Genomic DNA, 25,239 nt, shown 5'->3' with positions numbered 1-25,239 from the left:
TCCGTTATCGCTTATGGCGCGCGTAACCCGGCGCATTCCCGCCGCCCCGCCGCCCCCATTTCTGGAAAGGATTCGACCCATGAAGATCGCCCTGATTACCGAGAACAGCCAGGCCGCGAAGAACGGCATCATCCACGACGCGCTGACCGCCGTCGCCGAACCGCTGGGCCATCAGGTGTTCAACTATGGCATGTACTCGGCGGAGGACAGCGCATCGCTGACCTATGTCATGAACGGCCTGCTCGCCGGCATCCTGCTCAATTCCAAGGCGGCGGACTTCGTCGTGACCGGTTGCGGCACCGGCATGGGGTCGATGCTCGCGTGCAACGCGATGCCGGGCGTGTTCTGCGGCCTGGTGATCGACCCGACCGACGCCTTCCTGTTCGGCCAGATCAACGACGGCAACGCCATCTCGATGCCCTATGCCAAGGGATTTGGCTGGGCGGCCGAGCTTAACCTGCAGGATGTGTACCGCAAGCTGTTCGACGGCGAGCGCGGCCTTGGCTACCCCAAGGAGCGTGCCGAGATCATGCGCAAGAACCGCGGCATCCTGAAGGACCTCAAGGCGGCCAGCTGCCACGACATGCTGACGGTGCTCAAGACCGTCGACCAGGACCTGCTGCGCGCCGCGGTCGCGGGCGAAAAGTTCGCCGAGCTGTTCTACCCCAATTGCCAGGATGCGGCGATCGCCGACTATCTGAAGCAGCTGACGGCGCAGCCCGCACTCGCATAATATCGGCGGCGCGTTCCGCCCTTCCTGACCCCAGCCCCCTCCCGCGTGCGGGAGGGGTTCGGAGCATCGCATGACCAATCCGTTCGATCTCACCGGCCGCGTCGCGGTCGTCACTGGCGCCAACACCGGCATCGGCCAGGGCATTGCGCTGGCGCTGGCACAGGCAGGCGCCGACATCGCCGCAGTCGGTCGCTCCGCCGCCACCGAAACCGTCGAAAAGGTCCGCGCGCTGGGCCGCAAGGCCGAGATCATCAGCGCCGATCTGTCGTCGATCGAGCCTGTGGGCCGGATTGTGGATGAAACTGTGGACAAGCTCGGTGGCTTGCACATCCTGGTCAACAATGCCGGCATCATCCGCCGCAACGACGCGGTCGACTTCACCGAAGAAGACTGGGACGCGGTGATGGACACCAATTTGAAGTCGGTGTTCTTCCTGTGTCAGGCGGCGGCGCGCCACATGATCCCCAATGGCGGGGGCAAGATCATCAACATCGCGTCGATGCTGACGTTTCAGGGCGGCATCCGCGTGCCGAGCTACACCGCGTCGAAAAGCGGCGTGGGCGGGCTGACCAAGCTGCTGGCCAACGAGTGGGCGAGCAAGGGCATCACCGTCAACGCGATCGCGCCGGGGTACATCGCGACCAACAACACCGATGCGCTGCAAAAGGACGAGACGCGCAACCGCCAGATCCTCGAGCGCATTCCGGCGGCGCGCTGGGGCGATCCGGCCGATCTCGGCGGTGCTGCAGTATTCCTCGCGTCGCGCGCATCGGACTATGTGCAGGGCCACATCCTCGCGGTAGACGGCGGCTGGCTGGCGCGCTGACGCCGGCCCAGCTGAGGAGACATCATGGCCGGCCACATCGTCTGTTTCGGGGAGTTGCTGCTCCGCCTGACCGCCCCGGGGCGCGAACTGCTGATTCAGACCGGCAGCCTCGACGTCCATGTCGGCGGCGCGGAGGCCAATGTCGGGATCGGCCTCGCCAACCTAGGCCATAGGGTTTCGATGGTCAGCGCGGTGCCGGACAATCCGCTGGGGCAAGCCGCGATCCGCTTTGTGCGCGGGCAGGGCGTCGATACGCGCAATGTCCAGCTGCGCGACGGGCGCATGGGCCTCTATTTCCTCTCGGTCGGCGCTGGCCTGCGCGCATCGGACATCGTGTATGACCGCGCCGGATCGAGCTTCGCGACCGCGCCCGCCGATGCGTTTGACTGGCGCAGCATTCTCGATGGTGCGGCGATGCTGCATCTGTCTGGCATCACCCCCGCCCTCGGCCCCGCGACCGCGGCTGCAGCAATCGCCGCCGCGACGACCGCGAAGGAGATGGGGGTTCCGATCAGCTTCGACGGCAATTACCGCGCACGGCTGTGGGAAAGCTGGGACAGCAATCCGCGTGCTGTGCTGACCGAACTGGTCAGCCTGGCCGACACGATGTTCGGCAACCATCGCGACGTGTCGCTGCTGCTCGGCCAGACCTTTTCGGGCGATGGCGCGGACCGCCGCCGTGAGGCAGCGGAAGCCGCGTTCGACGCCTTCCCAAATCTTCAGCGCATCGCCTCGACCGCGCGCCATGTCGACGATGCCGACCGTCACCGCATCGCGGCGCGCGTCGACACGCGTGAGCGCGGCTATCAGACCGATGAAGTGGTCGTCGCGGGCATTGTCGACCGGATCGGCGGCGGCGACGCCTTTGCCGCGGGAATCCTGCACGGCGTGCTGTCGGGACAGGATCTGGAGGCGACAATTGCCTCGGGCCTCGCGCTGACCTGTCTCAAACACTCGCTGCCCGGCGACGCATCGCTGTTCGGGCAGCGCGACATCGACGCGTTCCTTGAAGGCGGACTGGACGTGCGCCGGTGATGCGGCGCCGGACGCTGCTGAGTGCAGGCGCGGCGCTGGCCGCCCTGCCCTCCGCCGCGTTCGCCAAGGGCGATCCGGTCGCGACCGGCATTTCCGGCCGCTGGCAGGGCAAGCGGGACGGAGCCACGCAGGCGTTCCTTGGCATCCGCTATGGCAACGACACCAGCCGCACGCGTTTCCGTGCCGCGACCGCCCCGACGCGCAGCCGCGACACGCTGCGCGCGACCGAGTTCGCGGTAAATTGTCCCCAGCGCAGCACTTTGCCCAATCAGGGCGAGGACTGCCTGTTCCTCAACGTCTGGACGCCGCAAGCCAACCCCAATGCGCGCCGCCCGGTGATGGTCTATTTCCATGGCGGGGCTTACTCCAACGGCACCGTGATCGAGCCGCAGGTGTTCGGCGCAACACTGGCGGAACAGGGCGACGTCGTCGTCGTCACCGTCAACCACCGGCTCAACGCGCTCGGCTATCTCTACCTCGCCCGGCTCGACCCGCGTTTTCCCGACAGCGGCAATCTCGGCCAGCTCGACCTGATCCTCGCGCTCCAATGGATTCGCGACAACATCATCGGCTTTGGCGGCGACCCCAATCGCGTGATGGTGTTCGGCCAGTCCGGCGGCGGAGCGAAGATCGCGACGCTGATGGGCATGCCGGCCGCCCGGGGCCTGTTCCACAGCGCCGCGACGATGAGCGGCCAGCAGGTAACGGCCAGCGGCCCCCTGAACGCGACCGCGCGCGCCAAGGCCCTCCTTGCCAAGCTCAACGCCAGCCCGGCCGACCTGATCGATATGCCGGTCGAGCGGCTGATCGATGGCCTGTCCGCCGAAGACCCGATTCTTGGCGGCGGGGTCTATATGGGCCCGGTGCTCGACATGACGTGGCTGACCCGCCACCCCTTCTGGCCCGACGCCAACCCCCAGGGCAACGCGATCCCGCTGATCCTTGGCAACACACGCGACGAAACCCGCGCCTTCATCGATCCGAAGGGCGAACTGGTCCGCACGCTCGACTGGTCCAACCTCGCCGCGCGTATCGCGCCGCAGCTGCGCATCGACGCTCACCCCGAATGGGTCGTGAACGAATATCGGCGCCAGTTCCCCGACTGGACCGCGCAGGACATTTTCTACGCCAGTACCACCGCCGGGCGCAGCTGGCGCGGGCAGGTGATCGAGGCGGAGGAGCGCGCCCGCGCCGGCGTCCCCGCCTGGGTCTATCAGCTCGACTTCCAGTCGCCGGTGGCGCCCGAGCGCGGTGCGGCGCACACACATGACATCCCGCTGGTGTTCGGCACGATCGGCGCAGAGGGGACGGTGTCAGGCACCGGCCCGGGCGCGCAGGCCGTCTCGGCGGCAATGCAGCGCGCCTTCGTCAACCTCGCCGCCACCGGCAATCCCAATGGCGCGGGCGTGCCGGAGTGGCCAAAGCACATTCTGCCCGATCGCCAGACGATGATTTTCGACACGCAAAGCCGCGTCGAAGCCGACCCGCGCAAATGGCAGCGCGAGCTGTTCGCCCGCATCCCCTATATTCAGCCGGGGACCTGATCCGCCAAGACCGGCGCCAGCACCAGCCGGTCGAGGATCGCGGCAACATCGTCCGCCGCCATGTCCGGCGCACGGTCCAGCCACCAGGTCAGGATGGTCAGCGCCGCCCCGACCAGATGGGTCACGACCAGTTCGCGCGGCAACGCGGCCGGCGTTTCCGCCGGGCTGGCGATCGCCTGCTCGACCGCGCGTTGCGTGACCACCTGCCGGATCGGATCGCCCGCACCCGTGAGCAGCGCATGGCACAGCGTGCGGCGCGCGACGACCTCCTGCGTCAGCGTGCGCATCAGGCCAAGGCCATCCCCCTGCTGGAACAGCGGGAGCAACTTGACGAGCAACTCGGCAATCAGGCTGTCGGCCACCTCGACCAGCACCGCTGACAGATCGTCATAGTGGCGGAAAAAGGTGGCATAGCCCACCCCTGCCCGGTCGGTCAGCATTGCGATCGTGATGTCGCCGAATGCGCGTTCGGCCACCAGTTCGACCATCGCTGCACCCAGCGCAGCGCGCGAGCGCACGACTCGCGCGTCCCTTGAAATCTGCCCCGGCGGGGCTAGTTTATGATCCACCATATATCACTACCGGAGTTTCTCATGGCCTCGCATCCCCGCGCCGCGCTCGACCAGACCGCACGGTGCCCGGTCGATCATGCGCGCGATGACCGCAAGTCCGCAAGCGCGGCGCGCGGCGGGCTGCTCGATGCGCCCATCGTGTCCGGTTACGATGCGGTGCGCGCGGTGCTGCGCGACACCAATGGCCGCCAGGCCGGGTTCAAGGCCGAAGTGATCGGCAAATATCGCAGCCAGGCGCGCCCCCCGATCCTGTACCTCCATGGCGAGGCGCATCGCCGCCAGCGCAGCGGCACCGCCCGCTTCTTCACCCCGCGCGTGGTCGAAACGCGCTATCGCGAACTGATGGAGCGGACCAGCGACGCGCTGATCGCCCGGCTGGTCAGCGATGGCGGCGGCGATCTCGACAAGCTCTCGCTCGACATGGCGGTCGCCGTGGCGGCGGAGATCGTCGGCCTGACCGAAAGTGACGTTGCGGGCATGAGTCGCCGGCTCGACTCCTTCTTCAGCACCGCATTCCAGACTCGGCGCGGACGGTTTGCCGAGCTGGTCAGCTTCCTGCTCAACCAATGGCGCATGCGGCGCTTCTACGCGATGGATGTGAAGCCGGCGATCGCCGCGCGTCGCGCCACACCGCGCGCGGATGTGATCTCGCATTTGCTGAGCGAGGCCTATACCCCGCTCGAGATCCTCACCGAATGTTTCACTTATGGCGCGGCGGGCATGGTGACGACGCGCGAATTCATCACCATGGCCGGCTGGCATCTGCTCGAACGGCCCGAACTGCGCACGGAGTTCCTCGGCGCCGACGCCGATGGTCAGATCGCGATTCTCGAGGAAATCCTCCGGCTCGAACCTGTGGTCGGCACTCTTTATCGCCATGTCGAGGGCGGCACGGTCGCGCTCGACATCCGCTCGGCCAATGGCGATGCGACAGCGGTCGGCGCCTGCCCGCATGCGCTCGACCCGGATCGCGAACGCGCGCCGCGCGTCACCGGCCCGGGGCTGGCGTTCGGCGATGGCGAGCATCGCTGCCCCGGCGCCGGCGTTGCGCTGCACGAATCCGCCGTGTTCCTCGACCGGCTGTTGCGCGTGCCCGGGCTGCGGCTGGCGCGCGCGCCCGATGTCGGCTGGAACCCGCTGGTCGCCGGTTACGAGCTGCGCAACTGTCGCCTCGCCATCGATCCGGTCACTTCGCCGTGACCGGATAGGCGACGATCAGCACCAGCGGCTGATCGCCGATCTGGCGGATGCCGACCCGTGCGCCGGTGTAGAGATAGGCGGTCATCCCTGGCTTCAGACGGGCGGTGACGCCGTCCGATACGACCTCCCCTTCGCCCGACACCACCGCATAAACCTCGTCATGGTCGATCGGGTGGACACCGATCGCGGCGCCCTTGTGCAGTGCGCGCTTGCGATACTCCATCGTGCGTCCCGGTATGCCATCGCTGATTCGCCACGCGGTGCTCATCCCGATCCGCCCATGCGGCGGCGGTTCCTCGACGCGCTTGCTCGCCTCGTCGACCACCACCATCGGCCGCGCGCCGCGCCCGGCCGCCCAGTCAATCCCCCCGATGACATGATCGACGACGCGCGCGTCCGCCCACGCCGCGCGGGTGTGGCCAAGACCGGTGTAGAAGACGCGTCCGCCCTCAAAGCCGTGCGCCCACGCCACCGGGCGCGGATTGACGCCCTGTTCGCCGATCGACGCGGGATCGAGCGTCAGCAACGGACGCAGCCGCGGATTGAAATCGTCGAACCAATACCATTCGTCGGTCAGCGCCGCGCGATCGGGGAAATGGCGGATCGCCGGATGATCGCCGGGTTCGCGCGTAACCTGTCCGGTCGGTGTCCCGGCCGGATGCCGGGCAAAGCGTGCCCCGATCATCCGCCCGTACCAGTCCCAGTGATAGTGCGAATCCGCCGCGCCGTGCACGCCGACGATCCCGCCGCCGCCGCGGACATAAGCAACCAGCGTGTCGCGCCGCACGCCAGTGAACCATTCGCTGCCGGGGTCTGCCGGCCGCGTCGTGGTGCTCAGCAGCACGATTGCGGCAAAGCCCCGGACACGCGCGGGGTCATCGAACAGCGCCGGGTCTTCGCTTGCCTCGACCCGATAGCCGCGCGCCGTCGCGGCTTGGCGGATCGCGGTAATCGCGGTCGGGATCGAATCATGCCGCCAGCCGGTGGTGTGGCTGAAGATCAGGATTGCCGGCGGCGGCGGCGCTGCCGCTGCACCGAGGAACAGTGCCGCCAGCAGCGCCAGGATCGCCCGCATCGCCGTCTCCCCTCAGTTACGCATGGCCCGGTCGCGCGCCGACATGCTTTCCTGGATCGGTCCCTTCTGGCCCGGATACAGGCCAGACTTCGGCTCCATCGTGTCGAGGTTCCAGTCGGCCTCGACAAAGGGTGCGCGTGTTTCCTGCATCACCGGATACCCGCCCACCTCTTTCTCGTCGTCGATGATCTCGCCGCGTCCCTCCGCGACAAAGAACAGGACGCGGATGTCATGCGCGTCGCGATCCCATGGGCGCGCGCCGGCATTGGCCAGGACATGCGTCTCGACATCGCGTGCGGGCAGCACGGGCAGACCCGCCGGCCACACCACCGGCTTCTTCGCCTCGATCAGCTGCGCCCGCGTTTCGCCATAGCGCCCGAACAACGGCAGCGGCTTGCCCATCTTGTCCACCGCGATGTTGTCGCGCCCGTGATAGCGCAGGTCGCCATCGCCGCCGAGCATCAGGAATGGCAGCCCGGCGTCGGTCGACGGCCCGCCGCGCATGACATTGCCGACCGCGCTCAGCTCGCCGAGCTGATACGGGACCCCCGCCCATTCCAGCGCCATCAGATTATAGTGCACCGCGCGCTTGCCCGGATCGTAGATCAGATTGTTGACCACCGCGGCATGCACCCCGCCCTTCAGCAACGGGCTGCGCTCGACATTGTGCGCATAGACGTTGCGATAAATCAGGATGCCGGTGGCATTGTCGTGGATCAGCGACCCCTTGCTGTGTTCGCCCTTGGGGTGGCTGGCATCGGCCAGCCCTTCGGCGAGCAGATTATAGCTGAAGGTGATGTTGTGGCTGGTCCCCTTGCGCCATTCCGCGACGGTCTTGCCGGTAAAGCGCGGCCCGCTCGCGGACAGATTCTCGTCGACGCCCCACGTCATCGTGCAGTGATCGACGATCACATTGTACGCGCCGACGGTCGAGAAGGAGTCGGCCTCCCACCCGGAACGCTTGGGCTGTCCATCGACGCCCGACCGGATGCGGATATGGCGCACGATCACGTCATGCGCGCGCAGGTCGATGCCGCCGCGGATCAGCGTGATTCCGGGCGACGGCGCGGTCTGGCCCGCGATGGTCAGATAGGGTTCGGTGATCGACCAGCTTTTCAGCCCCATGTCGATTACGCCGCCGACCTCGAACACCACGATGCGCGGCCCTTTGGCCTCCAGCGCTTCCTTGAGGCTGCCCGGTCCGTCGCTGTTGAGGTTGGTGACGCGGATGATCCGCCCGCCGCGCCCGCCCTGCGTCACGGCGGCCCAGCCTTGCGCGCCGGGAAAGGCGGTGGCGGCGACCGGCGCGGCTGCGTCGGACTGCGCCGTTGCGGCTCCGGTCGACAGCGTCAGTGCGAGCGCCCCGATCAGTCCTGCGGCAAGGTTGCGCTTCATCGTCCCTACTCCTTACTCGGCCGGGCAGCGGAGCATCAGCCCCCGGCCAGTTCGTTCAGATAATCCTCGACATCGGTATAGCCGTTGCCGTCGCGGTCGCCCGTGGAATCGTCGCGCTTCGGGTCGAGCCCGCGCTGGCGTTCCCACGCATCGGGCATGCCGTCGCCGTCGCTGTCGCGCGGCGCGGCGGTCGTGCGGAGTTCAGGCCAGCCGCCGACGTCGCGCTGGCTGTCGATCTGCTTGCCGGTGCGGGTGCGCACGCCGGCGATGATCGCCGTGTCGACGCTGTCGCGGCTGCGCGACGCGCCGGCGCCGGCCAGGACCGTCGCCTCGGCCTTTGCGCCGCCGGCGCAACTGATGTCGGGCATTTCGACCGGGGTGGCCAGCTTCTGCGCCGGAACGGCAATGCCGCTCACCAGCGACCATGGATCGGCCGGGACCACCCCGTCCATCGCATTGTCGGCGAAGAAGGATCTGGCGACTGGGTTGCCTTCGTTGAACGCGATGCCCTTGGTCGACTGCGGGCCGCGGACATAGGCATTGCCGACGAAATTGTACCGCGACAGGCTGTCCTTGTCGGCATTGTAGCCCGACCGGCCGCCGCCCCAATTGTAGAAGAGGTTGCAGCGGAAGTCGAAGAACGCGCCGTCCGGATCGCTGGCCGCCGGGGCGTAATTTCCCGGTCGCGGCATCCGCGCGCTGTGGTTAGCCCACAGATTGTGGTGAAAGCTCGCCCGAGCGCCGCGCCCGCCGCGCACCAGGCTGCCATAGCCGTGCGTGCCCTTGGCATGAAGCGACTTGGTCAGCGAATCCGCGATGATCGACCATTGGACGGTGACATCGTACCAGCCCTCGCCCGGCTCGGCATAATTGCCCGAGACCGACAGGGTTTCATCGACCGACCAGCTTGCCGACACATGATCGAGGATGATGCGCCGACCCGCCCGGATCCAGATCGCATCCGCCTCGGTCTTCGATTCATCTCCAAGCCGTGACCGGATGAAGCGGATCACGACATCGTCGGCCTGTACCACCAGCGGCTGATCGCGCAGCGTGATGCCGTCGCCGGGTGCGCTCTGCCCGGCGATCGTCACTCGCCCCTCACGCACCGTCAGCGGTTTGGTCAGCTGGATCGTGCCGGACACCGCGAAGACGATGATCCGCGGCCCCTTCGCCTCGACCGCGGCGCGCAGACTGCCCGGGCCGCTGTCCGCCAGATTGGTGACCGTCAGTACCTTGCCGCCGCGTCCGCCCTGCGCCAGCGCGCCAGCACCCTGCGCGCCCGGAAAGGCGGGGAGCGGCGCTGCCGCCCCCGTCCCTGCCGTGGCAGCCATCAGCAGCAGCGCCCCCAGCATCAGAAGGCCGCGCGCACGCCGATGGTGACGATGCGGCCGGTGCTGGCATAGCTGCTCGACACCGGGTTCGCCTGATACATGGTGCGGTACTGGGTGGTGTTGGTCAGGTTGCGCCCTTCCAGCGACAGGCGGATCTCCTTGGTGATCGCATAGGACATCGAGAAGTCGAGGTTGAACGTATCCTCGTTATACCCGAAGTCCGCCACCACCGGCGAGTTGCACGCGCCGCCGGCATTGGTTGTCGTGCCCACCGCGCAGGTGCCCGACGACAGCGGGAAGCGGTTCACATATTCCTTGCGATAGGCACCCGAAACGCGCGCCTTGAGCGGGCCGTGCTCGTAATAGAGCGTCGCGTTGAACGAATGCGGCGAGGTGTTGAGGAACGGTGCCGTCGCGAAGTCATTGACGGCCGTGGAGCCGGTCTGCCCCTGCGTGGTCGAGAGCGCGGTCCCGGTCAGATAGTTCAGTTCCGACTTGATATAGGTATAGTTGGCGGTGACGCCGAAGCGCTGCAGGAAGCCCGGCAGGAAGAAGAAGTTCGACTGGACGTTGAGCTCCAGCCCCTGGATCTTGCCACCCGGCGCGTCGTTGAACTGGCGCACCGCGAACACCCCGCCATCGCGGATATACTGGGCCAGCGTCACGCTGGTGATGTTGGGCAGGATCTGGTCGATGATGTCCTGCGAATACACATCCTGCAGCGCAAATTCGCCCGCCACCTGCTGCGGGAAGGAGTTGATGTCCTTCTGGAACAGCGCGAGGCCGACAAAGCCGTTGCTGCCCCAATAATATTCGAAGCTGAGGTCGAGATTGGTCGAGCGGAACGGATTGAGATACGGGTTGCCGACGGTGATCGACGGCGCAGCGCCGGCCGCGTTCAGCCCCGTCGGGAACGAGGTCGTGCCCGGCGTCAGCGCCGACAATTGCGGCCGCGACATGGTCTTGGCGGCAGCAAAGCGGATCTGGAAATTGTCGGCGACCTCATAGGTGAGGTTACCCGCCGGCAGCACGTCGGTATATTCGTTGCGCGCGGTCACGATCGTGCCGACCACGCCATTCGCCGCGCCGCCCACCGATCCGGTCCCGTCGACGCGCGTATTCGCGACGCGCACGCCGACATTGCCGCGCAGCCGGCGGTCCATCACGTCGAGGTCGAAGTCCATCTGGACGAAGCCGGCCATGTCGCGCTCACGCACCGCGTTGCGCTCGCGCCCGTCGGTCTGCGCGCGATAGTCGCCCCACTGGTTGATGCAGTTGCAGTCGATCGAGAAATAGCGACGGAATGCATCGAGATCGGGCGCGTAAAAGCTGGTCGGTGTGCCCGGCGTGACGTTCAGCCCCTGACCGAAGCCGACCGTCCGGCCAAGATCGGTGATCTGCAGCCCGGCCTCGACCAGGGTCGGGTTGATCGCCTCGATCCCCTGGTTGCGGCGGCCGGTGAGGCTGGCAAATTCGAACGTCTTGTAGGTACCGCCAAAGCGCAGCGTGAACTGTTCGGACAGATCGAGCTCGAAATTGGCGCGACCGACGCGGAATTCGTTGGTCACTTCATTGGTGAAGTAGCGAATGGTCGACAGGCCCTTGACCAGCGTCCACTGACTGGGATCGGCCACGTTGAAGCCGGGGTTGAACACCGGCATCCGCCCGCCGCCGCGCTCGTCGAAGACATAGCCGTCGCGGTCGATCGCGTTGAATTCGACCAGCATGCCCTCGGCGGCGAATTCGGACTTGGACCAGCCACCGGTCATTGCGACGCGGAAGTTGTCGCTGAACTCATGGTTCACGTTCAGCGTCGCCTGCTTGAAGTCGGTCTGGCCGATCTGCGCATCGGCAAAGCTGCGCCAGTCGACATTGTCGAGCACCAGATAATCGGCCTGCCCCGCGGCATTGACATGCGCCTCACGGATCTGGGTACCCGGGCGCCCGAGCAATTCGTCATAGAAGGCCGTCCCGTTCGCGCTCGGGATGTACCCGGGCGAGACCGGCGAGTTGTAATAGTCGAACGGGTCAAGGTTGCGCGGGTTGTAGCTGGCCCGCGTACCGGCAACCAGCGTATTGCCGTACAGCGACTGGCCGCAATCGAGCGACGCGCTGGCATCGCAGCGCGGATAGAGCGCGCGCCGGTCGGCAAGGCCATTGGTGGTGTTGATCGCCCGCAGCGTATTCTGCGTCACCCGGGTGTTCGTGCCGTTGCGGTTCAGGCCGATCGGGGTAATGCCCTGCGAGTTCGACGTCTGGCGATAGCGCGAATAGACAAAGTCGCCGATCACTTCGGTCCGCGACGTCGGCTGCCACTGCGCGGTGAAGGTGACGCCCAGCCGGTCATATTCCAGATCCTGCCGCCCGATCTGCGGCAACGCCGGAATGATCGTGGTCGGGGTCACCAGCGCATAGGCGGCAGGGTCCGATCCGAACGTCGGCCCCGTACCGGTCCCTGCCGGGCGGGCAAAGCCGAACACGTTCGGCGACACGCCGGCATGCTGCGCATTGCGATAGGCATATTCGAACTGGCCGGGGCTGCGGCGATAGGCATCGATCTGCTGGCGCTGATCCTGGAACGCGACCGTGCCGAGGATACCGAAATTGTCGGCCAGCCGCTTGGAGAACAGGCCGGTCAGGCGCGGGTTCCAGCTGTCGCCATTCTCGCGATACTCGGCCTCTGCGCCGACCGCGATGCGGTCGCCCTTATAGGCGAGCGGACGTCCGGTGATCAGGTCGATGATCGCGCCGAGCGACCCTTCCTCGTCCTTTGCAGTCACCGACTTGGTGATCTTGACCCCGCTGAACAGTTCGGAGGCGAAGGTGTTGAAGTCGAACCCGCGCGAACGGTTTGCGCCTGCGTCGGACTGGTTGCCGCCAGAGATGTTCTGCGCGTCCGCCCCGTTCAGGAACACGCTCTGGAAGTCGCCGCCCAGGCCGCGCACGGTGATCGATCGCCCTTCGCCATTGTCGCGGTCGATCGAGATGCCCGGCAGGCGCTGGATCGATTCGGCGATATTGGCATCGGGGAAGTCGGCAATGTCCTCGGCCGTGATCGAATCGACGATCTGATCGGCCTTGCGCTTGTCGCTCAGCGCATTGGCGAGGCTGGCGCGGAAACCGGTCACCACGACCTCGTCGCCCTCGGCCTCGACCCCGCCGCCCTGCGGCGCCCCGTCCTGCGATGCCAGTGCCGCTGCCGGCGCGACCAGCGTCAGCGCCGCCGCGAGCGCCGCTGCCGAACCCGATCCGCGCATGATGTGTAGATAGCGTGCCATTCCAGCCCCTCCCTCAATCCCTGAACTGCGGACCTGTCCCGGCCCGTCGTATGACACCGGTATCAAGCGCATTGCACGATTTCAACTGCAAATGAGTCGCGACACCGGGGCGCAGCGCAACTGTTTGACCACGAAACAAACCCCGGAGTGTCGTGATGCCAGCAGGACCGCACGAACACCGGGTTGACACACCCCCCGCTTTCCCCGAAAACACGATGACACCGGTTTCTCACGGAGATCAGGTGGTCGACCATGAGTGCATGGCGACAAACGGAGAGGATCGGACCGGCGCCGGCAACGGCAAGCGACCGCACCCTCCCAAAATCCATGGACCCCGCACATGACGCGGGACCGAATGAGCCACCGGTGTCATCGACGCCGAGAGAGAGGGGAATATCAATGCGGTTCACCGTCCGCCGCGGCAGCGCACGCCTGCTGGCAGCTACCTCCGCCCTTGTCATCGCCACCGCCGCCCAGGCGCAGGATGCGCCTGCCGATCCGGCAACGGCCGAGGACGAGGAAATCGTCGTCACCGGTTTCCGCGCCTCGCTCGACGCCGCGCTCAACGTGAAGCGCGAATCGGTTGCCGCAGTCGATGCGATCGTTGCCGAAGACATCGCCAAATTCCCCGACCAGAACCTGGCCGAATCGCTGCAGCGCATTCCCGGCATCTCGATCCAGCGCGACGGCGGCGAAGGGCGTGCGATCACCGTGCGCGGCCTCGGCTCGCAATTCACCCGCGTCCGGGTCAACGGGCTCGAAACCATCACCACCAGCCATGATGGCGCCTCGTCCAACCGCGACCGCGCGTTCGACTTCAACGTGTTCGCATCGGAGCTGTTCAGTTCGATCGTGGTGCACAAGACCGCATCGGCCGATCTCGACGAAGGGTCGCTGGGCGCAGTGGTCGATCTCAACACCGGCAACCCGCTTGCCGGCAAGCAGGGGTTCACCTTCGCGGCTTCGGCGCAGGGCAGCTACAACGACCTGTCGGACACCTGGGGTCCGCGCGTCGCCGGCCTGATCGGATGGAAGTCGCCCGATGGCACGCTCGGCGCCTCGATCTCGGCGGCTTATCAGAACACCACGACCAAGGAGATCGGCAACAACACCGTGCGCTGGGCGCAGGCGCGGTTTGACTCGGTCAACGGCACCTCGTGCTGGACGGCGCCGAACCGCGGCGGCACCTATGTCGCCGGCGCGGCCTGCGATCGCGCTGCGGTCGCCTTTCACCCGCGCATCCCGCGCTATGGCGAAGTCACCCATGATCGCGAGCGGCTGGGCCTGACCGGCAGCATCCAATGGTCACCGAGCGACGCGACCAAGCTGTCGATCGACGGCCTTTATTCGAAATTCTCGGCCGATCGGCGCGAGAAGTGGGGCGAGGTGCTGCTGCGCTCGAACGAGCGTTCGATCGACGTCGTCAACCCGGTCTATGACAATAACAACAACATGATCGCCGCGACGCTCAACGACGCATGGGTCCGCACCGAACATTATCTGAAGCAGAGCTCGACCGAATTCTATCAGATCGGCGGCACCTGGGATCAGGACGTCACCGACAAGTTCCGCTTCACCCTGATCGGCGGCTATTCGCGCTCGGACGCCGATGTTCCGGTCGAGACCACGATCGTGTTCGACGATCGCGATGCCCAGGGCTATAGCTACGACTATCGCGACATGCAGGCCCCGGTCCTGACCTTCGGGACCAGCGTGACCAACCCGGCCAATTTCCAGCTGGCCGAAATCCGCGACCGCCCGTCGAATGTGCTCAACCAGTTCCGCACGGCGCAGCTGCGCACCGAATGGGACGTGACCGACAAGCTGACGGTCAAGGCGGGCGCGGTCTGGCGGCGTTACAATTACGACATCGTCGCCTTCACCCGCGATACTGCGGTCTGCGGCAATGGCGGCACCGATCTGGTGCTCGGCACCATCACCTGCTCGCCGAACACGCTGTTCGGACCGACGGCAATCTATGGCTTCCCGGTCACCAACGCGCTGTCGGAAGTGTTCACGCTGCAGGGCGCCAATGCTCCGGCCGGCACGACCACATCGTGGCTGATCCCCAACCTCGACGCCACTACGGCCTTCACCGGCCTCTACAACCGTCCGTTGCGGCTCGACACCGGCAACAATCGCGGCGTCGAGGAAGAGACCAAGGGCGCCTATCTGCAGTTCGACGCCAAGGGCACGGTCCTCGGCCTCGACTATGCGCTCAATGCCGGCATCCGCTACGTCCGGACCGACCAGTCGTCCTATGGCATCAACAGCGGCGTCGTGGTCGATGTCGAGCGCAGCTATGAAGACTGGCTGCCCTCGCTCAACGTCGCGCTGTATCCGAGCGACGACCTGATCATCCGCGGCGCCATTGCCAAGGTGATGACGCGCCCGTCGCTGGGCAACCTCACCCCCGGCGGATCGGCCGACGGCTTCAACTATCGCGTGACCAGCGGCAACCCGTTCCTGCTGCCGTTCCGCGCGACCAATTTCGACGTCGCGCTGGAATGGTATTTCGCGCCGCAGTCGATCTTCTCGGTCGCGCTGTTCAAGAAGGATGTGGCGAGCTTCCCGGTCGGCATCACCCGCACCGGTACCTTCACCGAAACCGGCCTGTCGCCCTCGGTGCTGGTCCCGTCCTCGCCGGCCGCGCTCGATCCGTCGCTCCAGTCGCAGCCGATCTGGACGATCGCCACGACCGGCAACGGCGCCGGCGCATCGCTTGAAGGTGTCGAAGTCGCGCTGCAGGCACCGTTCACCTTCCTGCCCGGGTTCCTGTCGAACTTCGGCGGTATCGTGAACGCGACCTTTGTCGACAGCTCGGCCACCTACACCCAGCAGGGGCCGGCAACCGTGCCGGGCGGCTCGCTGCCGTCGGTGACGGTCGAAAACACGCTCTATGGCCTGTCCAAGACGCAGTACAATGCCACCCTCTATTATGAGGACAGCAAGTTCAGCGCGCGCGCATCGGTCAGCTATCGCGATGGCTTCACCGATGGCGGCTCGGGCACCGGCAACGTGTTCGAAGGCTATTCGGCGATCACCAATGTCGATGCCTCGGTGCGGTACAAGGTGACCGACTATCTCGAACTGTCGGTTGAGGGGACCAACCTGACCGACGCCTATCGCGAGCGCTGGACCGACATCACCGCGCGCCGCAACTATGAAAGCAACCATTTTGGCCGCACCATCCTGGTGGGTGCGCGGATCAAGATGTGACGAACGGGGAACGCATGACCGACCGGACCGAACTCCTCCCTCAGCCCGGCCGGCGCGCGTTCCTCACCCTTGCCGGGGGCGGCGCCGCGCTGATCGCGTCCGCCGCCTCCGCGCAGACCGCCCCGCCCGCAACCGGCAAGCCCGGGCCGGCGGGCTTGCCCGACCCGGTCGAGACGATCGACCTGTGGCCCGGCGGCGCGCCGGGACTGCCGGCCACCCCGCCGGTCGAAACGGTCAACGAGCGCAGCACCGACCGCGACCTGACCGACCGCGCGGTATTCGGAATCACCCGTCCGCGCCTGGTCGTCTTTCGCCCGCACCGCCCCAATGGCGCGGCCATGCTGATCACCCCGGGCGGAGGGTATCGCTGGGTCGTGGTCGACAAGGAAGGCTATGAGATGGGCCGCTGGCTGGCGGCGCGCGGCTTCACCGTCTTCGTGCTTTTCTATCGCCTGCCGGGCGAAGGCTGGGCCGCCGGGCCGAATGTTGCGCTTGCCGATGCACAGCGCGCAATGCGGCTGATCCGCCATCGCGCCCGCGACTATGGCATCGACCCGCAGCGGGTTGGTGCCATGGGCTTTTCCGCCGGCGGGCATCTGTGCGCCGATCTGCTCACGCGCTTCGATGCGCCGGTCTATGCCCCGGTGGATGCAGCCGACCGGTTCGGCGCGCGCCCCGACGCCGCCGCGCCAATCTATCCCGTCGTCAGCATGAGCGCGCCGCACGCCCATCCCGGATCGCGCGCGCTGCTGGTCGGCGCCAGCGCCGATGCGGCGCGCGAGGCCGCTCATTCGCCGCATCGCAACGTCCCTGCCAATGCGCCGCCGGTGTTCCTGCTGCATGCCGAGGACGATGCCGTCGTCCCGGTCGAAAATGCACTGCTGCTCCGCGCCGCACTCCGCGCGCAGGGCGTAGCGGTGGAGACCCATTTGTTCACCCATGGCGGCCATGGCTTTGGCCTGCGCAAGACAATGGGTAAGCCGGTCGCCGCCTGGCCCGACCTGTTTCTCAGCTGGGCCGGTGGCCTGCTCGTCTGACTGAAGGAAAATTGTGATGCGTTTCAATCGCCGCGATCTGATCGGTGCCGCCACAATTGGTAGCGCTATCACGTTGACGCCCGGTGCGCGCGGGCAAGCGGCCGCGGCGCCTGCCGCTGGTCCGGCTCCCGACTGGAAGCGCGGCTTCGACAATCAGCGCATCCCCGACCTTGGCGACGGGCGCTTCCTCAACCCGCTGATGGCGGGCGACCATCCCGATCCGACGATCCTCAAGGACGGGAAGGACTATTACATGACCTTCTCGACCTTCGATTCCTATCCGGGCCTCGTCATCTGGCACTCGCGCGATCTGATCAACTGGCAGCCGGTCGGCGCGGCGTTGACGAAGAATATCGGGTCGGTCTGGGCGCCGGAGCTGTGCAAGCATGATGGCCGCTATTTCCTCTACATTCCGACCAAGGGGCCGAACACCAGCTGGGTGATCTGGGCCGACCGGATCGAGGGGCCGTGGAGCGATCCGATCGACTTGAAGCTGCCCAACCATATCGACCCCGGCCATGCGGTGGGCGAGGACGGGTCGCGCTGGCTGTTCCTGTCGGGCGGTGATCGCGTGCGGCTGTCCGATGACGGCCTCAGCCGCATCGGTGAGCCCGAACATGTCTATGACCCGTGGCGCTATCCCAAGGACTGGATCGTCGAGGGCTTCGCGCCCGAGGGGCCGAAGATCACGCGCCATGATGGCTGGTTCTACATGATCACCGCGGTCGGCGGCACGGCGGGTCCGCCCACCGGTCATATGGTCATCGCCGCGCGCTCACGCTCGATCCACGGGCCGTGGGAGAATTGCCCGCACAACCCGCTGGTGCGCACCACCTCGCTGCAGGAAAAATGGTGGTCGCGCGGCCATGCGACGCTGGTCGAAGGGCCGGCTGGCGACTGGTGGAGCGTCTATCACGGCTATGAAAATGGCTATTGGACGCTCGGGCGGCAGGCGCTGCTCGATCCGATCGAATGGACCGATGACGGCTGGTTCCGCATGAAGGGCGGCGACCTGTCGCAGCCGATCGCTAAGCCCAAAGGCGGCGAGAAGACCGGCCCGCACGGCATGAAGCTGTCGGACGATTTCGCGACCCTGGATATCGGCCCGAAATGGAATTTCTTCCGCCCCGCCCCCGATGAGCGCAGTCGCGCGCGGGTCGCGAACAATGTCCTCCACCTCGATGCACGCGGCACCGCGCCGTCCAGCTCGTCGCCGCTGCTGCTGATCGCGGGCGACCCCGCCTATCGCTTCGAATGCGATATCGAGATCGCACCGGGCGGTACCGCCGGCCTGATCCTGTTCTACGATGACAAGCTTTATTGCGGCCTCGGCTTCGACGAGAAGCGCTTCGTCACGCACCAGTACGGGATCGAACGCGGCCGCCCCGCCAACCCGCACGGGCGCAAGCTGCGGATGCGGGTGACCAATGACCGCCACATCGTCACCTATGACACCAGCGCCGATGGCGGAAAGACCTGGCACCGCTTCGATCGCGGCATGGAGGTGTCCGGATATCACCACAATGTCCGCGGCGGTTTCCTGATGCTGCGCCCGGGCCTGTACTCGGCGGGGGCCGGCACCGCGAAATTCGCCAATTTCCGGTTCGAGGCACTGGGCTGAGCCGGTGCCCCGCCGGGCACCGTCGCCGCGGCTGGCCTATTCCTCCAGGATCGGGCCGATCGGTTTCAGCTCCGCCTCGATCGCCATGCGGACCACCTCCGCCAGATTGCGCGCGCCAAGCTTGACCATCAGGTTGGCGCGATAGCTTTCGACCGTGCGAAAGGACAGGTCCAGCCGCCGCGCGGTCATCTTGGCGGACAGGCCCATCATCATGCCATAGACCACCTCCATCTCGCGCGGGGTCAGCGGCGCGAAGCGATCGCGTGCAGTGGCGAGCTTCTCGCGCGTAGCCGCGACGGCAAGCCGGCGGACGCGCGCCATCTCGATACAGTCGCGCAGCGCGTCGAGCTGGGCGGGCTTCTCGACGAAATCGACCACCCCGGTCCGCAGCGCCGCAACCGCCGTCGCGATGCTCCCGGTTCCGGTCAGCATCACGACGACATGCTGGCTGTCGCGCTCGACCAGCGCCTTGTGCACCTGCATCCCGTTCATCCCCGGCATGGTCAGGTCGAGCACGATGCATCCCGGCGGCAGATCCGCCTGGACCTCCAGAAACGCCTCGCCGCTGGCAAAGCCGCGCACGACATAATCGGACTCCGCCAGCGCATCGGCCAGTTCGTTGCGCAAATCGGTATCGTCATCGACCAGATAAACGGGATCCATTGCCCCGGGCATGGCAGCGGCGTCGGTCATTTCAGGCTCCATGGCGGCGAAAGCGGAAAATTCAGGGTCAAGGTGGCGCCATGACCGTCACGATTATCGGCCAGGTCGATCGTTCCGCCAATCTCATCGACGATCTGGCGGCAAATGAACAGGCCCAGCCCGGTCCCCTTCCCCGCCGGCTTCGACGTGCTGAAGGCATCGAACGGCGATTCCGCCAGCGCGTCGCCCAGCCCGCTGCCGTCATCGCGGATCGCGATCGTGACATGATCGGCGGCCTTGGCGATCTCGATCCGGATCGCGCCGGCTTCCGGACGCTCGCCGCGCGCCTGTTCGATCGCGTCGGCGCCATTTTGCAGGGCGTTGACGATAATCTGCTCGATCCCGATCCGGGGCAGCATCATCGGTTCGACGCGCGCCCGGACCGAGATGGTCAGGTCGATGCCGCGCGCCTGCAGCACCGGGCGCATGAACCGCGCGGCATCGTGGATCGCCTGTACCAGATCGGTCGGCTCGCGATCGCCGCGTTCCTCGCGGGCATAGACCGAGGTCCGCTCGATGATCGCCGATGCGCGCGCCACCTGTTCGAGAATGCGGGCGAATTTCTGCCCCGCCCGCTCCACCGCTGCCGGCGTGCGCTGCAGCATCGCCGCGCCGTTTTCGGCGGCGAGCGAGATCGTGAACAGTGGCTGGCGCAGCTCATGGCTCAGCGCCGAGGCCATGCCGCCCAGTTCGATCAGCCGGGCATTGTGCAGCATCTTGGTCTGCATCGCCTGTGACGCGCGCAGGCGGACGATGCAGCCAAAGCGCCATTCGCCGGCGGCCGGATCGAAATCATGCGCCAGCAGCAGGAACCAGTGCTGGCTCTCGGTTCCCGCGAGCCTGAATTCGGCCATGATGTCATGTGTCCCGCGCAGCGAGGTCAGCGCGCCACGGTCGGCCGGATTGAACGGCAACACCACCGGGGTCGAGCCGGCGCCCGGGGTCAGTTCGACATAGTGGAGCGCATCGTCACCGATGCGCAGTCCGCTCATCAGCCGCAGGTCGATCGCGTTGCGCAGTTCATCGACCGTGCGGGCAAGGCGCTCGCGCTCCTCATCGGCGTCCAGATAATCATCGGTGGCGCGGCGCAGCATCGCAAGCACGGCATTGGATTCGATGAACGGCGCCTCGCTGCGCGGAAAGCGCTGACGCGCGGCAAAGCCCTGCACCGCGTTGTCCCACAATCGCATCGACCGGCCCAGCGCGTTCCGGAATCCGAGCAGCACCAACTCCGCGAAGAACAGGTACGCCATCAGCGGCAACAGGCCGGCCATGATGTCGCGGAAACTCTCGAGCACCAGCGGGCGCGGAGAGACCAGCACGCTGCGCGAATCGAAACTGTCGGCCACCACACAGACCCGCAGCCAATAGGTGAAGGTGTTGCGGTCATCCGGCCCGCCGCGATCGCCGCGATCGGTGCGGCTGCACCCGAGCGCGCGCGCCCCTTCGGCAAGGTCGCGGGTTTGCACCACCCGCAGCGGCAACGCGACCGAGGATCCGGCGACCCGGATCGTATCGGGAAGCGGCCGGCCCGGCGCCGCCGTGCGCGCTTCGACCACAACGGCGTGGATCTGATCCTCCACGATCGTCAGCCGCTCGCCGACATTGCTGAGCGTGCCGATCATGAACAGCGTCGCCGCCCCCGACACCGCGACCGATACCAGCGCGTTGAGCGACAGCTGCAGCGACAGGATCCGCGCGCGCGTTACGCCCAGCCCGCGCTCGCGCCGGACCACCAGCAGCGTCACGATGTCGGCAAGGCCAGCCAGCGTCACCTCGCACAGGATCTTCCGGAACAGCACGACCGCGATGATTTCCACCGGCGCGCTCGCCGACAGATAGAACAGGATCACCGCCACCGCTGCGCCAAAGGTCAGCTGATAGCCGAGCGTCACGGTCGCAAAGCTGATCTGGCGCGGGCGGAAATAGGCGACCGCGAGCACATGCCCGACGGCCAGCGCGACCGAATAGAAATGTCCCCACCACCAGATCGACGGCGCCATCGTCAGGACTGCGGTTACCAGCCCCCAGCGCAGCCCGAACCAGCGATAGGCGACGAGATAGAAGAGCGGCCCGAGATAGAATTCAAATCCCGGCGCCACCACGAACCGGCTGCTCGATGCCGCAACCGCACCGGCAAGCAGCACGAGCCAGCCCGCCACCGCCGCGATCCGCCCGGGGCCGGGCAGCGCGATCGAACGCGGCACTGCGATCATACCGTCTCTCCGGCCATCAACTGCTGGAGCATGCGCGCAGACACCGGCTTCAGCAACAGGCCGAGGCCCAGCGTCGCAATCTCGTGCCGCGACGCGGCGGTCAGGTCGAGATGCCCGGTCATCAGATAGGCGCGCGGCCGCACCGCTGTCGCATCCGCCATGACGGGCAGGGACCGCAGCACATCAAGGCCGTTCTCGTGCTCGAGCTTATAGTCGCACAGGATGATGTCGAACGTCCCGCCCAGCGCCCGCGCGCCGCGCCCGCTGGCGACGCTCGTCACCGCGAACCCCCACCCCTCGAGCAGGTCGACCAGCTCCTCGCGCAGGGCGTCGTCGTCCTCGATGATCAGCGCCCTTGCCATCGTGCCCCTCTACTGCAGAGGGGCCTTTCTATTGGTAAACGCGTCGAACGCGATGCCCGTAGGAATACGATGCACGGCATTCAGCCATTCCCCCGCCGGGGTGCGCCGCGCGTTCCCGTTCCGCTTTGGTCGACAATGCCCTGCCCGCCCATCCGGCATAAGCCTGCGCGGCCTGATACGTCCCATCGACCGGTGGATGCTCGCCGAGGCCATCGAGATTGCTGTCCGGCACGTATCGGTGGCGCCGGCCTGCCTGTGTGACAATCTGCCGCCAGGGAAGGTCGCGCGCCCGGCAAGCGAGACGTGCCCCGTCGCCGTCACAAAACGACCGGACGCCGCATTGGTCACCGGCGCATTTTCGATCCAGAAGCTATCGACCCGTCACGGCCGCACCGGGCCGCTTCGGGAAACATAATGCGTTGCAATGCAATGCTTTAGGTTGGTGGAGCTGAGGGGAATCGAACCCCTGACCTCTGCAGTGCGATTGCAGCGCTCTCCCATCTGAGCTACAGCCCCGCTCCACGCTCCGGCATGCCGGAAGGCCGTTCGTCTAGCTTTCCTCCTTTCGCTTTGCAACGCCAAACGCGCCGATTTTCCGGTGGGCCGGTCCCTGCCCCCGCTCGTCGCACCGGCGCCCGCGCAGTCGGAACAAGCCCCGCAACACATTCATTTTTTTGCCATGGGGCATGCGGGTGGCGCGTGTCCGGAAACCAGCAGCATGGAGGAGGACCCGATGGGCTACGAACCCTATCGCAACGACAATCGCAATGACTGGGGCGTTAGCGACGGCACTGCGTCGCGCGGCTCCGGCTACGGCTATGGCTATGGCTATGATCCGGAGCGCGACCGCGGCCGGTCGAGCGCACGCGAATATTACGCCGCCGATCGGGAGGAGCGCGGTCGGGGTGATCGCGGGATCGACCGCTATGGCGCGCGTGGGCGCGACTATGACGACCGCTATACCAGCGGCAGCCGCGGCTATCGCGCTCAATATGACGAAGGTCGCAGCGGCCGCGGGCGCGAGCGCGGGCCGGACGGTTATAACTACGACGATCGCGGCTTTTTCGACCGCGCGGGCGACGAGGTCCGCTCATGGTTCGGTGACGACGAGGCGGAGCGCCGCCGCGCGGCGGATGCGCGCTATGACGCACGTTACGGCAATGATGGCCGCGATGACGACTATCACGGCTGGCGCCGCCGCCAGATCGAGGACCTCGACCGCGACTATCATGAATATCGCCGCGAAAATCAGGCGCGCTTCGAGAACGAGTTCGGCGCGTGGCGCACCGAGCGTCAGGGTCAGCGCAGTTCGCTCACCCGGGTGAGCGAACATATGGAAGTGGTCGGATCCGACGGCGCGCATGTCGGCACGGTCGACAAGGTGCGGGGCGACCGCATCATCCTGACCAAGAGCGACCCCGATGCCGGCGGTCATCACCATTCGATCCCGTCGCGCTGGATCGAATCGGTCGATGACAAGGTGACCATCCGCAAGACGGCGGAGGAGGCCAAGGCCGCGTGGCGCGATGAGGACCGCAACGGCGCGCTGTTCGGCGATCGCGACCGCGACGCCGATCGCGGCCCGCATTACCTCAACCGCAGCTTTTCCGGCACCTACTGACCGGAACTCCCAGGCGGAGCCGGTTCGCCGGCCCGCACCCTCGGGCCCGGGCGGAAACGCCCGGGCTTTTTGGTGTCCGTCAGTCGGGGATCGGCTCGGCCGAGCGAATCTCGATCGCCTCGCCGCGCCCGGCGAAGTCGACATATTCGCCGACCTCCGCGCCCAGCATCGCAGCGGCAAGCGGCGCCTGGAATGCGATGCGGTCCTGCGCCGGGTCGGCTTCGTCATGGCCGACAATGTCGATCGATCGTTCGCGCCCGTTCAGGCGAAAGCCGACGCGCGATCCGATCGCGACCACATCCGCCTCGGGCACTGGTGCGATCTGCGCGGTGGTCTGGCGCGTGTGCCAGTAGCGCAGGTCGCGCAGCAGCGGCGCGCGCGCCTCCTCGCCCTCCAGCCCGTCGAGCTGCGCCTCAAGCGCGCGCACCTGTTCGTCGATCAGCGCCAGCCCGCGCGCCGTCACCAGATTGGGGCCGGCCGGGATCGGCAATTCGAACCGGGGTTCCTTATGCTCCTCGTCGCTCTCGCGGCGGAATGCGACACTCATTCAGTCATCCTCAAATCGCGCCGCTGAACGTGTCGCACGCGGCGGGGTTGCCGCTGTCCAGGCCGCGCTTCAGCCACTTCATGCGCTGCGCCGACGTGCCATGGGTAAAGCTCTCCGGCACGATCGTTCCCTGCGCCTGCTTCTGCAGCGTATCGTCGCCGATCGCCTCGGCCGCGCGCAGCCCTTCCTCGATATCGCCGGCTTCCAGCCGGTCGCGATTCTGCGCCGCCCACACGCCGGCATAGCAATCCGCCTGCAATTCGACCCGCACCGACAGTGCATTGCCCTCGGCCTGGCTCATCCGCGCCTGGCGCGCGCGCACCTGCTCCATCGTGCCGGTGACATTCTGGATATGGTGGCCGACCTCATGCGCGATCACGTAATTCTGCGCGAAGTCGCCCGCCGCGCCGAACCGCGTCGCGAGTTCGCGAAAAAAACCGGTGTCGAGGTAGATTCCGCGATCCGCCGGGCAGTAGAACGGCCCCGCCGCCGACGTCGCCCGCCCGCAACCCGACTGCACCCCGCCTTCATAGAAATTGAGCACCGGCGCCGGATAACGCTGCCCGTCCGCCGCGAACAATTTGGTCCAGGTCTGCTCCGTGCTGGTCATCACCCGGCATGCCTGCAACTCCTCGGGCGTGTCGCACGCCTTTTGCTGCGCGACCTGCTGCCCGCCGCTGCCGGTCGTCCCGCCACCGCTCAGCAGCGCGCCGCCACCGCCCAACGTCATGAAGATCGCCGCGCCAATGCCGATCAGCGCAATCGTGCCACAACCCAGCCGGCTGCCCAGCAGCATCGGCAGCAGCGCGAACAGGATGTTACCCCCGCCCCCGCCGAGCCCGCCACCGACCGAGCCGAGATCGCGGACATTGTTGCTGGGATCGAGATCGTCGAGCCGCATGGCCCATCCCCTTTGTTCGTT

At 66.7% G+C, this 25,239-nt stretch carries 20 protein-coding genes, 1 tRNA gene and 1 pseudogene; 9 read left to right on the top strand and 13 right to left on the bottom strand.

The annotated features are described in order from the left end of the window. The first annotated feature begins 79 nt into the window (after positions 1–79). The 4 genes from J2Y54_RS11835 to J2Y54_RS11820 all read left to right on the top strand — a co-directional run bounded on the left by J2Y54_RS11835 (position 80) and on the right by J2Y54_RS11820 (position 4,138). The gene (locus J2Y54_RS11835; protein ID WP_310039880.1) at positions 80–733 is read left to right on the top strand and encodes an RpiB/LacA/LacB family sugar-phosphate isomerase; all 654 of its coding nucleotides are present in this window, start codon (positions 80–82) and stop codon (positions 731–733) included. A 70-nt stretch (positions 734–803) separates the two neighbouring features. Further along, positions 804–1,559 carry a 2-dehydro-3-deoxy-D-gluconate 5-dehydrogenase KduD gene (gene kduD / locus J2Y54_RS11830; RefSeq protein WP_310039877.1) on the top strand — a complete coding sequence of 252 codons (756 nt, stop codon included), beginning with the start codon at positions 804–806 and terminating at the stop codon, positions 1,557–1,559. 24 nt (positions 1,560–1,583) lie between these two features. Further along, positions 1,584–2,594, top strand: a complete 1,011-nt coding sequence (locus tag J2Y54_RS11825; RefSeq protein ID WP_310039874.1) for a sugar kinase — start codon at positions 1,584–1,586, stop codon at positions 2,592–2,594. Continuing rightward, positions 2,594–4,138: a carboxylesterase family protein gene (locus J2Y54_RS11820; protein ID WP_310039871.1), complete on the top strand. Its 1,545-nt coding sequence runs from the start codon at positions 2,594–2,596 to the stop codon at positions 4,136–4,138. The genes J2Y54_RS11825 and J2Y54_RS11820 overlap by 1 nt, the downstream gene beginning before the upstream one ends. Here J2Y54_RS11820 and J2Y54_RS11815 read toward each other — a convergent pair. Continuing rightward, a complete protein-coding gene (locus J2Y54_RS11815; protein WP_310039870.1) occupies positions 4,123–4,656 on the bottom strand; it encodes a TetR/AcrR family transcriptional regulator in 534 nt (177 codons plus the stop codon). The genes J2Y54_RS11820 and J2Y54_RS11815 overlap by 16 nt on opposite strands. Before the next feature lie 75 nt (positions 4,657–4,731). Here J2Y54_RS11815 and J2Y54_RS11810 point away from each other — a divergent pair, with 75 nt between their 5' ends. Next, complete coding sequence (locus J2Y54_RS11810; protein ID WP_310039868.1) at positions 4,732–5,910, top strand: cytochrome P450; 1,179 nt, start codon at positions 4,732–4,734, stop codon at positions 5,908–5,910. Here the strand turns inward: J2Y54_RS11810 and J2Y54_RS11805 are convergent. The 5 genes and pseudogenes from J2Y54_RS11805 to J2Y54_RS11785 all read right to left on the bottom strand — a co-directional run bounded on the left by J2Y54_RS11805 (position 5,897) and on the right by J2Y54_RS11785 (position 12,992). After that, entirely contained in the window at positions 5,897–6,241 is a 345-nt protein-coding gene (locus J2Y54_RS11805; RefSeq protein ID WP_310041294.1) for a cupin domain-containing protein, read from the bottom strand. The two genes, J2Y54_RS11810 and J2Y54_RS11805, sit on opposite strands and share 14 nt — an antisense overlap. A gap of 33 nt (positions 6,242–6,274) precedes the next feature. Then, a pseudogene (locus J2Y54_RS11800) lies at positions 6,275–6,985 on the bottom strand (ThuA domain-containing protein); the annotation flags it as partial. Between the two features lie 12 nt (positions 6,986–6,997). Then, on the bottom strand, positions 6,998–8,380 hold the full coding sequence (locus tag J2Y54_RS11795; protein ID WP_310039866.1) for a pectate lyase: 1,383 nt from the start codon (positions 8,378–8,380) through the stop codon (positions 6,998–7,000). 35 nt (positions 8,381–8,415) lie between these two features. Beyond that, a complete protein-coding gene (locus tag J2Y54_RS11790) occupies positions 8,416–9,714 on the bottom strand; it encodes a pectate lyase (RefSeq protein WP_310039864.1) in 1,299 nt (432 codons plus the stop codon). Between the two features lie 20 nt (positions 9,715–9,734). Beyond that, complete coding sequence (locus J2Y54_RS11785) at positions 9,735–12,992, bottom strand: TonB-dependent receptor (RefSeq protein ID WP_310039862.1); 3,258 nt, start codon at positions 12,990–12,992, stop codon at positions 9,735–9,737. Between the two features lie 399 nt (positions 12,993–13,391). On the opposite strand from J2Y54_RS11785, the gene J2Y54_RS11780 reads away from it, so the two are divergent. The 3 genes from J2Y54_RS11780 to J2Y54_RS11770 are packed head-to-tail and all read left to right on the top strand — an operon-like array spanning position 13,392 to position 18,869. Beyond that, positions 13,392–16,211 (top strand): TonB-dependent receptor, encoded by a 2,820-nt coding sequence (locus tag J2Y54_RS11780; RefSeq protein WP_310039860.1) that lies wholly within the window; start codon positions 13,392–13,394, stop codon positions 16,209–16,211. A 14-nt stretch (positions 16,212–16,225) separates the two neighbouring features. Beyond that, a complete protein-coding gene (locus J2Y54_RS11775) occupies positions 16,226–17,248 on the top strand; it encodes an alpha/beta hydrolase (RefSeq protein WP_310039858.1) in 1,023 nt (340 codons plus the stop codon). Positions 17,249–17,264: 16 nt separating this feature from the next. Continuing rightward, positions 17,265–18,869: a family 43 glycosylhydrolase gene (locus tag J2Y54_RS11770; RefSeq protein ID WP_310039854.1), complete on the top strand. Its 1,605-nt coding sequence runs from the start codon at positions 17,265–17,267 to the stop codon at positions 18,867–18,869. Between the two features lie 36 nt (positions 18,870–18,905). Here J2Y54_RS11770 and J2Y54_RS11765 read toward each other — a convergent pair whose 3' ends face one another. From J2Y54_RS11765 to J2Y54_RS11745, 5 genes are all read right to left on the bottom strand, one after another. Then, positions 18,906–19,562 carry a response regulator gene (locus J2Y54_RS11765; RefSeq protein ID WP_310039853.1) on the bottom strand — a complete coding sequence of 219 codons (657 nt, stop codon included), beginning with the start codon at positions 19,560–19,562 and terminating at the stop codon, positions 18,906–18,908. Next, positions 19,559–21,787, bottom strand: a complete 2,229-nt coding sequence (locus J2Y54_RS11760; protein WP_310039852.1) for an ATP-binding protein — start codon at positions 21,785–21,787, stop codon at positions 19,559–19,561. The genes J2Y54_RS11765 and J2Y54_RS11760 overlap by 4 nt, the downstream gene beginning before the upstream one ends. Continuing rightward, positions 21,784–22,149, bottom strand: a complete 366-nt coding sequence (locus tag J2Y54_RS11755; protein ID WP_310039849.1) for a response regulator — start codon at positions 22,147–22,149, stop codon at positions 21,784–21,786. The genes J2Y54_RS11760 and J2Y54_RS11755 overlap by 4 nt, the downstream gene beginning before the upstream one ends. Before the next feature lie 28 nt (positions 22,150–22,177). After that, positions 22,178–22,381 carry an SUMF1/EgtB/PvdO family nonheme iron enzyme gene (locus J2Y54_RS16195; RefSeq protein WP_405052912.1) on the bottom strand — a complete coding sequence of 68 codons (204 nt, stop codon included), beginning with the start codon at positions 22,379–22,381 and terminating at the stop codon, positions 22,178–22,180. A gap of 208 nt (positions 22,382–22,589) precedes the next feature. After that, positions 22,590–22,665, bottom strand: a tRNA-Ala gene (locus J2Y54_RS11745). Between the two features lie 217 nt (positions 22,666–22,882). On the opposite strand from J2Y54_RS11745, the gene J2Y54_RS11740 reads away from it, so the two are divergent. Then, positions 22,883–23,770 carry a DUF2171 domain-containing protein gene (locus J2Y54_RS11740; RefSeq protein ID WP_310039844.1) on the top strand — a complete coding sequence of 296 codons (888 nt, stop codon included), beginning with the start codon at positions 22,883–22,885 and terminating at the stop codon, positions 23,768–23,770. Positions 23,771–23,849: 79 nt separating this feature from the next. On the opposite strand, the gene J2Y54_RS11735 is transcribed toward J2Y54_RS11740, so the two are convergent. Further along, a complete protein-coding gene (locus J2Y54_RS11735; RefSeq protein WP_310039841.1) occupies positions 23,850–24,317 on the bottom strand; it encodes a GreA/GreB family elongation factor in 468 nt (155 codons plus the stop codon). 10 nt (positions 24,318–24,327) lie between these two features. Continuing rightward, on the bottom strand, positions 24,328–25,218 hold the full coding sequence (locus J2Y54_RS11730) for a neutral zinc metallopeptidase (protein WP_310039838.1): 891 nt from the start codon (positions 25,216–25,218) through the stop codon (positions 24,328–24,330). Between the last annotated feature and the right edge of the window lie 21 nt (positions 25,219–25,239).

The organism is Sphingomonas sp. BE123 (genome assembly GCF_031456015.1).
GTDB lineage: Bacteria > Pseudomonadota > Alphaproteobacteria > Sphingomonadales > Sphingomonadaceae > Sphingomonas.
This window is presented reverse-complemented; position numbering and strand designations above follow the sequence as displayed.

Bases quoted from the DNA above. Each gene is read 5' to 3' on its own strand.
- J2Y54_RS11835 (WP_310039880.1), top strand. From the start codon at position 80: ATGAAGATCGCCCTGATTACCGAGAACAGCCAGGCCGCGAAGAACGGC.
- kduD (WP_310039877.1), top strand. From the start codon at position 804: ATGACCAATCCGTTCGATCTCACCGGCCGCGTCGCGGTCGTCACTGGC.
- J2Y54_RS11825 (WP_310039874.1), top strand. From the start codon at position 1,584: ATGGCCGGCCACATCGTCTGTTTCGGGGAGTTGCTGCTCCGCCTGACC.
- J2Y54_RS11820 (WP_310039871.1), top strand. From the start codon at position 2,594: ATGCGGCGCCGGACGCTGCTGAGTGCAGGCGCGGCGCTGGCCGCCCTG.
- J2Y54_RS11810 (WP_310039868.1), top strand. From the start codon at position 4,732: ATGGCCTCGCATCCCCGCGCCGCGCTCGACCAGACCGCACGGTGCCCG.
- J2Y54_RS11805 (WP_310041294.1), bottom strand. From the start codon at position 6,241: ATGGTGGTGGTCGACGAGGCGAGCAAGCGCGTCGAGGAACCGCCGCCG.
- J2Y54_RS11795 (WP_310039866.1), bottom strand. From the start codon at position 8,380: ATGAAGCGCAACCTTGCCGCAGGACTGATCGGGGCGCTCGCACTGACG.
- J2Y54_RS11790 (WP_310039864.1), bottom strand. From the start codon at position 9,714: ATGGCTGCCACGGCAGGGACGGGGGCGGCAGCGCCGCTCCCCGCCTTT.
- J2Y54_RS11785 (WP_310039862.1), bottom strand. From the start codon at position 12,992: ATGGCACGCTATCTACACATCATGCGCGGATCGGGTTCGGCAGCGGCG.
- J2Y54_RS11780 (WP_310039860.1), top strand. From the start codon at position 13,392: ATGCGGTTCACCGTCCGCCGCGGCAGCGCACGCCTGCTGGCAGCTACC.
- J2Y54_RS11775 (WP_310039858.1), top strand. From the start codon at position 16,226: ATGACCGACCGGACCGAACTCCTCCCTCAGCCCGGCCGGCGCGCGTTC.
- J2Y54_RS11770 (WP_310039854.1), top strand. From the start codon at position 17,265: ATGCGTTTCAATCGCCGCGATCTGATCGGTGCCGCCACAATTGGTAGC.
- J2Y54_RS11765 (WP_310039853.1), bottom strand. From the start codon at position 19,562: ATGACCGACGCCGCTGCCATGCCCGGGGCAATGGATCCCGTTTATCTG.
- J2Y54_RS11760 (WP_310039852.1), bottom strand. From the start codon at position 21,787: ATGATCGCAGTGCCGCGTTCGATCGCGCTGCCCGGCCCCGGGCGGATC.
- J2Y54_RS11755 (WP_310039849.1), bottom strand. From the start codon at position 22,149: ATGGCAAGGGCGCTGATCATCGAGGACGACGACGCCCTGCGCGAGGAG.
- J2Y54_RS11740 (WP_310039844.1), top strand. From the start codon at position 22,883: ATGGGCTACGAACCCTATCGCAACGACAATCGCAATGACTGGGGCGTT.
- J2Y54_RS11735 (WP_310039841.1), bottom strand. From the start codon at position 24,317: ATGAGTGTCGCATTCCGCCGCGAGAGCGACGAGGAGCATAAGGAACCC.
- J2Y54_RS11730 (WP_310039838.1), bottom strand. From the start codon at position 25,218: ATGCGGCTCGACGATCTCGATCCCAGCAACAATGTCCGCGATCTCGGC.